This window comes from Amycolatopsis decaplanina DSM 44594, from assembly GCF_000342005.1.
Taxonomy (GTDB): domain Bacteria; phylum Actinomycetota; class Actinomycetes; order Mycobacteriales; family Pseudonocardiaceae; genus Amycolatopsis; species Amycolatopsis decaplanina.
The window spans coordinates 313511-325954 of the sequence record NZ_AOHO01000074.1 but is presented as its reverse complement, the minus strand read 5'-3'; the positions used below and the strand labels follow the sequence as shown (position 1 = coordinate 325954).

At 72.1% G+C, this 12444-nt stretch carries 1 protein-coding gene; it reads left to right on the top strand.

The annotated features are described in order from the left end of the window. Window positions 1–271 precede the first annotated feature (271 nt). A complete protein-coding gene (locus H074_RS31600; protein ID WP_007034151.1) occupies window positions 272–12442 on the top strand; it encodes a non-ribosomal peptide synthetase in 12171 nt (4056 codons plus the stop codon). Window positions 12443–12444: the final 2 nt, after the last annotated feature.

The window sequence follows — 12444 nt, the reverse complement described above, 5'->3', positions numbered from 1 at the left end:
GTCGCGAAAGCCACTTTCGGGACATCGGACGTCCCGAAAGTGGCTTTCGCGACACTCGAAGAAGACGGCCAAGCAAGACCTGTTTTCCTTACAAATCAAGAGAACGACGCGGCTGGACATGTTGTCCGGCAAGGCCGGGCAGGGGGATGATCCCTTCACGGGGGTAATTCCGCACAAGAAGCCGCATTCCTCGAACCGGCCAAGGCCGAATCGGGGATTTCAAGCTGAGCTCGACGAACTTCACACCCTTCGCTGATTGAGGGAGACATTGATGAACCAGTCGCGGATTGAGGAAATCTGGCCGCTGTCGCCATTGCAGGCCGGATTGCTCTTCCACGCGGTTTACGACGGCGAAGGGCCCGACGTCTACGTAGGTCATTGGATCCTGGACCTGGACGGACCGGTGGACGCGGCCAGGCTGCGCGCGGCCTGGGAAACGCTGCTGTCCCGGCATGCCCCGCTTCGCGCTTGTTTCCGGCAGCGCAAATCGGGCGAGACGGTGCAGATCATCGCCAAGCAGGTGGACCTTCCGTGGCGGGAGGTCGACCTCTCGCACCTCGACGATCCCGCCGACGCCGTGCGAGAACTGGCCGAGCAGGACCGGACGACGAGGTTCGACCTCACGCGGGCGCCCTTGTCGCGGCTGACCTTGATCCGCCTCGGCGATGACACGCACCGCCTGGTGGTGACCTGCCATCACACGATCATGGACGGCTGGTCGCTGCCCGTCGTGCTGGACGAGATGTCGAAGCTGTACGCGGCGGACGGCGGTCCGCTGGACCTGCCGGAAGTGACGTCCTACCGGGAGTACCTGGCATGGCTGAGCCGTCAGGACAAGGAGAGGTCGCTCGAGGCGTGGACGGAACGGCTGAAGGGCCTCGACGAGCCGACGCTGGTGGTGCCCGCGGATCCGGGGCGGGCGCCCGCCGAGCCGGAGAGCGTCGAGGCCGGGCTGCCGGAGAACGTCACGCGAGCGCTCGGCGAACTGGCCCGTGCTCAGGGGTTGACGCTGAACACGGTGGTGCAGGGCGCGTGGGCGCTGGTGCTGGCGCAGCTGACCGGGCGGACGGACGTGGTGTTCGGGGCGGCGGTGTCGGCGCGCCCGCCGGACCTTCCCGGCGTGGAGGGGATGGTGGGGCTGTTCCTCAACACCGTTCCCGTGCGCGTGCGCTTGCGCGCCACGACGCCGGTCGCCGGACTGCTGACGGACCTGCAGAAGCGGCAGTCCGCGCTCATCCCCGACCAGTACGTGGGGCTGGCGGACATCCAGCAGGCGGCAGGCCCCGGCGCCGTCTTCGACACGTTGATCGTCTTCGAGAAGTTCCACCACGATTCCGGTGAATTGGGCTCCGCCGAGACTTTCGGCATCCGGGTGCATCAGGGCCGGGTGGCCGCCCACTATCCGCTGACGCTGGTCGCGGTCCCCGGCGAATCGATGTACTTCAAGCTGGACTATCTGACCGACCTCTTCGATCGGGACACCGCGCTCGCGATCATCGAGCGCTTCACGGGGGTGCTGCGCCTGCTGACGGACGCGGGCGACCTCACGGTGGCCGACGTCGAGGTGACGAGCCCGGCCGAGCGCGCCTTGGTGGTCGACGCCTGGGGTACGTCGTCCCAGGCGCCGCCGAACCGGACGGCGCCGGAACTGTTCGACGGCCAGGTGGAGCGCCGCCGCGACGAGCCGGCGATCGTCGACGGCGACCGGGCGCTGTCGTACGGAGAACTCACCGAGCGCGCGGAGCGGCTCGCCGGTCACCTGCACGGCAAGGGAGTCCGGCGCGGGGACCGGGTGGCCGTGGTGCTGGACCGGTCACCCGAGCTGATCGCGACGTTGCTCGCGGTGTGGAAGGCGGGCGCGGCGTACGTGCCGGTGGATCCCGCCTACCCGGTGGAACGCGTGCAGTTCATGCTGACGGATTCCGGGCCCGCGGCGGTGGTGTGCGCGAAAACGTACCGGGACGCCGTGCTGGACGTCGGCCTCGAACCGATCGTCCTGGACGATCCCCGGACGCGGCAGGCGGTCCAGGAGAGCGCTCGCCGGTCGACGGCCACGAGCGCCCATGACCTCGCCTACGTGATGTACACGTCCGGGTCGACGGGGACGCCGAAGGGTGTCGCGGTGTCGCACGGCGATGTCGCGGCGCTGGTAGGGGAGCCGGGCTGGCGGGTGGGCCCCGGCGACGCCGTGCTGCTGCACGCCTCGCACGCCTTCGACATCTCGCTGTTCGAGCTGTGGGTGCCGCTGGTGTCGGGCGCGCGGGTGGTGCTGGCCGGATCGGGCGCGGTGGACGGCGAGGCGCTGGCGCGTCACGTGGCCGGTGGCGTCACGGCCGCCCATCTGACCGCGGGGGCCTTCCGCGTGCTGGCCGAGGAGTCGCCGGAGTCCGTCGCCGGTCTGCGCGAGGTGCTGACCGGAGGCGACGCGGTGCCGCCGGCGGCGGTGGAGCGCGTGCGGCGGGTGTGCCCGGACGTGCGGGTGCGGCATCTCTACGGCCCGACCGAGGCCACGCTGTGCGCGACGTGGTGGCTGCTCGAACCCGGTGACGAGACGGGTTCCGTGCTGCCGATCGGACGACCGCTCGCGGGACGGCGTGTCTACGTGCTCGACGCGTTCCTGCGGCCCGTGCCCGCAGGGGTGGCAGGCGAGCTGTACGTCGCCGGAGCCGGTGTGGCGCAAGGCTATCTGGACCGTCCGGCGTTGACGGCCGAGCGGTTCGTCGCCGATCCCTTCGTCGCCGCCGGGCGGATGTACCGCACCGGGGACCTGGCGTACTGGACGGACCAGGGCGCGCTGGCGTTCGCCGGGCGCGCCGACGACCAGGTGAAGATCCGCGGCTATCGCGTGGAACCGGGCGAGATCGAGGTGGTCCTCGGCGGTCTGCCGGGGGTGGCCCAGGCCGTGGTGCTCCCGAGGGGCGAGCATCTGATCGGCTACGTGGTCGCCGAAGCGGGGCAGGAGGCCGACCCGGCGCGCCTGCGCGGGCAGCTGGCCGAGACGCTGCCCGAATTCATGGTCCCGGCCGTGGTGCTGGTACTGGACGCCTTGCCGTTGACGGTCAACGGAAAGGTGGACCGGCGGGCACTGCCCGAACCGGACTTCGCGTCGAAGTCGGCGGGCCGGGAGCCGGTCACCGACGCCGAACGAGTCCTTTGTGGAGTGTTCGCCGAAGTCCTCGGCCTCGACCGGGTCGGGATCGAGGACAGCTTCTTCGAACTGGGCGGCGACTCGATCTCGTCGATGCAGGTCGCCGCTCGCGCGCGTCGCGAAGGCATCCCGCTGACCCCGAGGCAGGTGTTCGAGCACCGGACTCCCGAGCGCCTCGCGGTCCTGGCGCAGGAGACCGCCGCGACGCCCCGCGCCGAGGTCGTCACCGGCGTGGGGGAGATCCCGCGGACGCCGGTGATGCTCGCCCTCGGGGACGACGCGCTGCGCCCCGGTTTCGCGCAGGTGCGCGTCGTCGTCACTCCGGCAGGCCTGAACCAGGACACGCTGGTGAGCGCGCTGCAGGCGGTGCTGGACACGCATGACCTGCTGCGGGCGCGGGTGGAGCCGGACGGACGGCTGATCGTGCCCGGGCGCGGCGCGGTGGACGCGGCCGGTCTGGTCACGCGGGTGGCCGCCGAGCCGACGGAACTCGACGAGGTCGCCGAGCGCGAAGTCAGGACGGCGACGGGCACGCTGGACCCGTCGGCGGGGATCATGGCGCGGGTCGTGTGGGTCGACGCCGGGGACGCCGAGCCGGGCCGGCTGGCCTTCGTGGCGCATCACCTGGCCGTCGACGCGGTCTCGTGGGGAATCCTGCTGCCGGATCTGCGGGCGGCCCACGACGAGCTGATCTCCGGCCGGGCCCCTGCCCTCGAAGCCCCGGCGACGTCGTATCGGCAGTGGGCGCTGCGGCAGGTCGAGCAGGCGCACAGCGAGAGCACCGTGGCCGAACTCGAGGACTGGGTCGCCCTGCTGGACGGCGCGGATCCGGCCGCGGAAGAGGACACCGGACAGCACACCGGACAGTCGCATTCGTGGTCCACGCGACTGTCCGGCACCGAGGCGCGCAACCTGGTGACGCTCCTGCCGGGGGCGTTCCACTGCGGGATCCAGGACGTCCTGCTGGCGGGTCTCGCCGGTGCGGTCGCGCGGGTGCGCGGTACCGGCGCCGGGCTACTGGTGGATGTGGAAGGGCATGGGCGCGAAGCCGCCGACGGCGAGGATCTGCTGCGCACCGTCGGCTGGTTCACCAGTGTCCACCCGGTCCGCTTCGATCTGTCCGATGTGGACCTCGCGGCCGCCGGGTCGTTGCTGAAGACCGTGAAGGACCAGAGCCGCGCCGTGCCCGGTGACGGATCCGGCTACGGGCTGCTGCGCCATCTCAACCCCGGTACCGCGGCGACGCTGGCCGGGCTGCCGTCCTCGCGGATCGGCTTCAACTATCTCGGCCGGACCGTCCTCGCCCCGGAGGACACCGCGTGGCAGCCGGGCGGCGAAGGGCCGCTCGGCGGCGGTCCGGACATGGTCCTCGCGCACGCCGTGGAGGTCAGCGCGGAGGTCCAGGACACGCCGTCCGGACCGCGGCTGGGGCTGGCCATCGACACCCGGGACGCCGATTTCGCCGCGGTGGAACGGCTCGGTGAGGCGTGGGCGGAGACGCTGACCGCCCTCGCGGCGCTCGCCGAGGATCCCGGCGCGGGCGGGCACACGCCGTCCGACTTCGCCCTCGTCGGCCTGACGCGGCGGGACGTGACGGAACTGGAAGCCGCGGCGCCGGGACTGACGGACATCTGGCCGCTGTCGCCGTTGCAGGAGGGCATGCTCTTCGAGCGGGCCTTCGACGCCGACGGTGTCGACGTCTACCAGAGCCAGCGGATCCTGGACCTCGACGGGCCACTCGACGCGGAACGGCTGCGCGAGGCTTGGACGCGGGTGCTCGCCCGGCACGAATCGCTCCGGACCGGTTTTCATCAGCTGGGGTCCGGTGAGACGGTGCAGGTCGTCGTGGGGGACGCCGAACTCCCTTGGCGCGTGGTGGATCTGTCGCACCTCGACGAGGCGGCCGCGGCCGCGGAGGTCGAACGGCTCCTCGCGGAGGATCAGGGCAGGCGGTTCGACGTGACCGAGCCGCCGCTGCTGCGGCTGTCGCTGATCCGGCTCGGTGCCGACCGGCACCGGCTCGTGCTGACGTCCCACCATGTCGTGCTGGACGGCTGGTCGACGCCTCTCGTCGTGGGTGAGGTGTCGGCCGCCTACGCGGGCGGGCAGCTCCCTTCGAAGGCACCGTCCTTCAAGGACTACCTGGCGTGGCTGGGCCGCCAGGACGGCGACGCGACCCGGACGGCGTGGCGGGCCGAGCTCGCCGGCGCGGACGAACCGTCCCTTGTGGACGCCGACGCGGGCAAGACGATGGTGATGCCCGGGGAGCACGCCGAACTGCTGTCCGAGGAGACGACGCGCGCGCTCACCGAACTGGCCCGGGGCAACGGGGTGACGACGAGCACGATCCTGCAGGCCGCCTGGGCGCTGGTGCTGGCGCGGCTCGCGGGCCGGACGGACGTGGTGTTCGGGTCGGTGGTGGCGGGCCGTCCGGCGGAGGTGCCGGACGTCGAACGCATGGTGGGGATGTTCATCAACACCGTCCCGGTCCGGGTGCGGCTCGACGGCGGGCAGCCGGTGCTGGAGCTGATCCAGGACCTGCAGGGACGCCTGGCGGCGTTGACCGAACACCAGTACCTGGGGCTGCCGGAGATCCAGAAGGCGGCGGGTACGGGCGCGGTCTTCGACACCATCGTCATGATCGAGAACTACCCGCACACCGCCGACGGTCTCGGCGACGACGGCGGTGTCGCGATCAGCTCGGTCGTCACCCGCACCGGCACCGGTTATCCGCTGACCATGAACGTCAGCCTCGGGAACCGCCTGCGGATCAACGTGTCCTACCGGCCCGACCGGATCGGCGCCGGAACGGCCGCCGAGGTCGCCCGGCAGGTCGTGCGTGTCCTGGACCAGGTGGTGGCACGGCCTTCGCTGCCGGTGGGCCGCCTCGGCGTGACGAGCGAACCGGCGCGCGAGTCGGTGGTGGAACGCTGGAACTCGACGGGCGACGCGGCCGGCACGACGTCGGTGCTGGAGTTGTTCCGGCGGCAGGCCAACGCCTCGCCGGACGCGGTGGCGGTGGTGGACGGCGAACGCACCCTGACCTACACCGGCCTCGACCGCGAATCCGACCGGCTGGCCGGACGGCTGGCCGCCGTCGGCGTGCGGCGCGGTGACCGCGTCGGCGTGGTGATGGAGCGCGGCGCGGACCTCCTCGTCGCCCTGCTCGCGGTCTGGAAGGCGGGCGCCACGCAGGTACCGGTGAACGTCGACTATCCCGCGGACCGGATCGAGCGGATGCTGGCCGACGCCGGGGTGTCGGTCGCGGTCTGCCTCGAAACGAGCCGCAAGGCGGTGCCGGACGGGGTCGAGCCGGTGGTCGCGGACCTGCCGTCGATCGACGGAACGCGGCACGAGGCGCCGGCGGTCACGGTCGGAGCGCACGACGTCGCCTACGTCATGTACACGTCGGGATCGACCGGGGTGCCGAAGGGTGTCGCCGTGCCACACGGAAGCGTGGCGGCGCTGGCGAGCGACACCGGCTGGTCGCAGGGCCCCGGCGATCACGTACTGCTGCACGCGTCGCACGCTTTCGACGCGTCGCTGGTCGAGCTCTGGGTGCCGCTGGTCAACGGGGCCCGCGTGGTGGTCGCGGAAGCGGGCACGGTCGACGCGGAGCGGCTCCGCGAGGCGATCGCCCGCGGCGTGACCACCGTCCACCTGACGGCGGGTGCTTTCCGTGCGGTGGCCGAGGAAGCGCCCGACTCCTTCCGCGGGCTGCGGGAGATCCTGACCGGCGGGGACGCGGTCCCGCTCGCCTCCGTCGAACGGATGCGCCGGGCATGCCCCGACGTCCGCTTCCGGCAGCTCTACGGTCCGACCGAGATCACCCTCTGCGCCACGTGGCTCGTCCTCGAACCGGGGGCCGAAACGGGCGACACGCTGCCGATCGGTGGCCCGCTGGCCGGGCGGCGGGCCTACGTGCTCGACGCGTTCCTGCAGCCGGTGGCCCCGGGCGTGACCGGTGAGCTCTACCTCGCCGGAGCGGGGCTGGCGCACGGATACCTCGGCAACCCGGCGTCGACTTCGGAGCGGTTCGTCGCCAATCCGTTCGCCCCCGGCGAGCGGATGTACCGGACCGGCGACCTGGCACGCTGGACGGAGCGGGGCGAACTGTTGTTCGGCGGGCGTGCCGACGCCCAGGTGAAGATCCGGGGCTACCGGGTCGAACCCGGCGAGATCGAGGCGGCGCTGACCGAGGTCCCCGACGTCGCGCAGGCGATCGTGGTGGCGCGGGAGGAACGTCCCGGCGAGAAGCGGCTGATCGCCTACGTGACCGCGGAACCGGGACAGGGACTGGAATCCGACGCGGTCCGCGCGCAGCTCGCGGCCAGGCTGCCGGAGTTCATGGTGCCGTCGGTGGTGCTGGTGCTGGACGGTTTTCCGTTGACGATCAACGGAAAGATCGACCGCGCGGCCCTGCCCGCCCCCGAGTTCGTCCCGACCTCGGCCGGTCGCGAACCGCGCACCGAGACCGAGCGGGTGCTGTGCGGCCTGTTCGCCGAAATCCTCGGACTGGACCGGGTCGGCGCCGACGACGGTTTCTTCGAACTGGGCGGGGATTCGATCCTCTCGATGCGGCTGGCCGCCCGCGCGCGTCGCGAGAACCTCGTTTTCGGGGCGAAGCAGGTCTTCGACCACAAGACGCCCGCGGGGATCGCGGCGGTCGCCGAGCACGGCGGCCGGACGCGGGCCGAGGACGGCGAGGGCGTCGGCGAGGTCCCGTTGACGCCGGTGGTGCGGGCACTGCTCGAACGCGACCCCCTCGGGCTGACCCGCGGCGGCATGGCGCAGTGGGTGATCGTGGACGTGCCCGCCGACCTTTCCGTGACCGCGCTGGCGGCCGGACTGGGCGCGGTGCTCGACACCCACGACCTGCTGCGGAGCCGGATCGTCGAAACCGAGGGCGAGGAGCCCCGGCTGGTCGTGGCCGACCGCGGAACGGTCGACGCGGCGACGCTGGTCGAACGGGCCGGCACCGCCGCGGGCGACATCGACGAAATCGCGCGTGACGCGGCGGCACGCCTGGATCCCCTCGGGGGCGCGATGGTGCGGGCGGTCCTGGCGGACGCCGGGCGGCTCGTGGTGGCCGCGCATCACCTGGTGGTCGACGTGGTGTCGTGGCGGACCCTGCTGCCGGACCTGCAGGCGGCCTGCGAGGCCGCGCTCGCGGGCTTGCGGCCGTCGCTCGAGGCACCGGACGTCTCCTTCCGGCGCTGGTCGCGGACGCTGACCGAAGAGGCGGCGAACCGGACCGCCGAGCTCGCGACGTGGACGGAGATCCTCGACGGGGCACCACGGCGACTCGGCGAGCTCGACCCCCGGCGCGACACCGTGTCGACCGCGGGACGCCGGACCTGGACCCTGCCGGCGGGCACGCTCGCGGACAAGGCCACCTCGGCCTTCCACTGCGGTGTCCACGAGGTGTTGCTGGCCACCCTGGCGGGCGCCGTGACAGGCTGGCGCGGCGGCACCGCCGTCGTCGTCGACGTCGAAGGCCACGGGCGTCAGCCCCTCGGCGAGATGGACCTGTCGCGGACGCTCGGCTGGTTCACCGACGTCCACCCGCTCCGGCTGGACACGACCGGAGCCGACCCGGCCGACGTCGTCGCGGGCGGCGACGCGGCGGGTCTTCTGCTGAAGCAGGTCAAGGAGAACGTGCGGGCGGTACCCGACGGCGGGCTCGGCTACGGGATGCTGCGCCATCTCAACCCGGAGACGGCACCGGTCCTCGCGGCGCTGCCGAAAGCGGAGATCGGCTTCAACTACCTCGGCCGCTTCTCCTCACGGTCCGACGGGCACGGTGAGCCTTGGCGGATAACGGGAATCGTCGGTGACGCGGCGGACGAGGCCACGCCGCTGCGGCACGTCCTGGAGATCGACGCCGTCGTGACGGACGGCGCGGACGGACCCGAGTTCAGCCTGACCGTGACCTGGGCCCGACGGCTCCTCGGCGACGCCGAAGCCGAGTCGTTCGCCGACGCGTGGCTGGCCACGCTGACCGGCCTCGCCGCGCACGTCGACGGCGGCGGCGCCGGGGGACACACGCCGTCCGACTTCCCGCTCACGGCGCTGACGCAGCGAGAGGTGGCGAAGCTCGAGGCCACCGTGCCGGATCTGCTCGACATCTGGCCGCTTTCCCCGCTGCAGGAAGGGTTGCTGTTCCACGCCGCCGACGACGACGGCCCGGACGTCTACGCGAGCATGCGGACCCTCGCCCTCGACGGCCCGCTGGACGCCGCCCGGTTCCGCGCCTCCTGGCAGGCCGTGCTCGACCGGCACGCCGCCCTGCGGACGAGTTTCCACCGGCTCGCGTCCGGGACGGCCGTGCAGACGATCTCCCGCGAGGCGACGCTGCCCTGGCAGGAGACCGACCTGTCCCGGCTGCCCGAGGACGAGGCGCTGGCGGAATTCGACCGCCTCGCCGCGGCACAGCACGCCGAACGGTTCGACCTGGCCAACGGACCGATGCTGCGTCTGCATCTGGTGCGCCTCGGCGAACGCAGGCACCGGCTGATCTTCACGTCGCATCACATCGTGGTCGACGGCTGGTCCCTGCCGCTGCTGGCCACCGGCGTGCTGACCGCGTACGAAGCGGGCGGTGACGGCCGGGCGCTGCCCGCGTCGGCGTCGTACCGCGACTATCTCGCCTGGATCGCCCGCCAGGACAAGACGGCCGCGCTTCAGGCGTGGCGGACCGAACTCGCGGGGCTCGACGAGGCGACCCAGATCGTGCCGCCGGAGTCGATCCGCACCCCGCTCGAACCCGAACGCGTCAGGTTCGAACTCGGCGACGAGCCGAGCAGGCGCCTGGCGGAGTTCTGCCGCCGTCACGGTGTCACGCCGAACACGCTCTTCCAGGGGATCTGGGCCCTGCACCTGGCCCGGCAGACCGGACGCCGGGACGTGGTCTTCGGCGCCGCGGTGGCCGGGCGTCCGGCCGAGATCCCCGGTGTGGAGGCCGCGGTCGGCCTGTTCATGAACATGCTGCCGGTCCGGGCGCGCCTCATCGGCACCGAACCGGTCGTCGACATGCTGAAGAACCTGCAGGAGCGGCAATCCGATCTGTTGCCGCATCAGCACGTCGGGCAGGGCGAGATCATCAAGGCCGCCGGCCGGGGCGCGGCGTTCGACACGATCGTGGTGTTCGAGAACTACCCGCCCCCGCCGCCCCGGCTCGACGGCCCCGACACGCTCGTCATGGGCCCCGCGGGGAACTCGGACGACGACGGGCACTATCCGCTGTCCCTGCGCGCGTCCGTGGCGGGAGGTCCCGTCCGCGGCGAAGTGATCTACCGGCCGGACGTGCTCGACCGGGTCGAGGCCGAGGAGACGGTCGCGACCCTTCTCCGCGCCCTCGACCAGGTGCTGGCCGAACCGCGGACGCCGGTGGGGCGGATCGGCCTGATCGGCCCGGAGCAGCGCCGCCTGGTGGTGGACGAGTGGAACCGGACCGGCGCGCCGCTCACGGAGAAGACGCTGCCGGTGCTGCTGCGCGAACAGGCGGAGCGGACGCCGGACGCGATCGCCGTCCAGGACGCGACGCGAAGCCTGTCGTACCGGGGATTGCTCGGCGAAGTGGAGTCGCTGGCGCGGCTGCTCGCCGGGGCGGGCGTGCGGCGCGAAGCCCGGGTCGGGGTGCTGGTCGAGCGTTCGGCCGACCTCGCGGTGACCCTGCTCGGGGTGATGTTCGCCGGCGGGGCGTTCGTGCCGGTCGATCCGGGCTATCCGCGCGACCGCGTCGAGTTCATGCTGGCGAACTCGGCGCCCGGGGTGCTGGTGTGCACGAAGGCGACCCTGTCCTTCGTGCCGGCGGGGTTCGCGGGCACGGTGCTGGTGCTGGAGGAACTGCCCGCCGGTCCGGACGTCGCGTTGCCCGAGCCGGCACCGGAAGACGCGGCGTACGTGATCTACACGTCCGGCTCGACGGGGGTGCCGAAGGGCGTCCTGGTCACCCACTCCGGACTCGTCAACCTCGGGTACGCGCATATCGAGCGGATGGCCGTGACGTCGTCCTCGCGGATCCTGCAGTTGTCCGCGATCGGCTTCGACGCCATGGTCTCCGAGCTCTACATGTCCCTGCTGGCGGGGGCGACCCTTGTCCTGCCGGACGCGGCGAGCATGCCGCCGAAGGTGACGCTGGGCGACGCGATCCGGCAGGCGGACATCACGCACCTGACCGTGTCGCCGAGTGTGCTGGCGAGCGAGGACGACCTGCCGGACACCCTGCGGACCGTGCTGACGGGCGGCGAGGCCCTCCCGGCCGCGCTGGTGGACCGCTGGTCGCCGGGCCGCCGGGTGATCCAGGCCTACGGGCCGACCGAAACGACCATCTGCTCGACGATGAGCGCTCCGTTGTCCCCGGGACACGACCAGGTCCCGCTCGGCGGACCGATCCACAACGTGGGGCACTACGTGCTCGACGCGTTCCTGCGGCCGGTGCCGCCCGGTGTGGTCGGCGAGCTCTACATCACCGGTGTCGGACTGGCCCGCGGCTACCTGGGCCGCCCCGGCCTGACCGCGGAACGGTTCGTCGCCAGCCCGTTCGCCCCCGGCGAGCGGATGTATCGCTCCGGCGACCTGTTCCGCTGGACCCGGGAAGGCCAGCTGCTCTTCGCCGGCCGGGTCGACGCGCAGGTCAAGGTGCGCGGCTATCGGGTCGAGCCCGCCGAAATCGAGGCCGTGCTCGCGGAGCATCCGTGGGTCGGCCAGGTGGCGGTCTCCGTCCGCCGGGACGGGCCTGGCGACAAGCGGCTGGTGGCCTATGTCGTGCCGTCGGCGGCCGCCGGCGACGGGAACGGCACGCTGGCCGCCGCGCTGCGGGAGCTGGCCGCCGAACGACTGCCGGACTACATGATGCCCGCGGCGTTCGTGTCGATGGAGAAGATGCCGCTCACCCCGAACGGCAAACTCGATCACCGGGCGCTGCAAGCCCCCGACTTCACCGGGACGTCCTCGAAACGGGATCCGCGCACGGCCGCGGAGGCGAGGATGTGCGCGCTGTTCGAGGAGGTGCTGGGGCTCGAACAGGTGGCTCCCGAGGACAGCTTCTTCGAACTCGGCGGCGACTCGATCACCTCGATGCAGTTGTCGGCGAGGGCCCGCAGTCAGGGGCTGGAACTGACCCCGCGGCAGGTTTTCGACGAAAAGACGCCGGAACGGCTGGCGTTGCTCGCCAAGGAAATCCTGGCCGGGGACGGGCCCGCCGCGGTGCCGGAGCCCGCCGACGGCACGCTACTCGCCCTTTCCCCTGACCAGATGGACCTACTCGAGGCCGGGCTGGCCGGCGAATGACC

Bases quoted from the DNA above. Each gene is read 5' to 3' on its own strand.
- H074_RS31600 (WP_007034151.1), top strand. From the start codon at position 272: ATGAACCAGTCGCGGATTGAGGAAATCTGGCCGCTGTCGCCATTGCAG.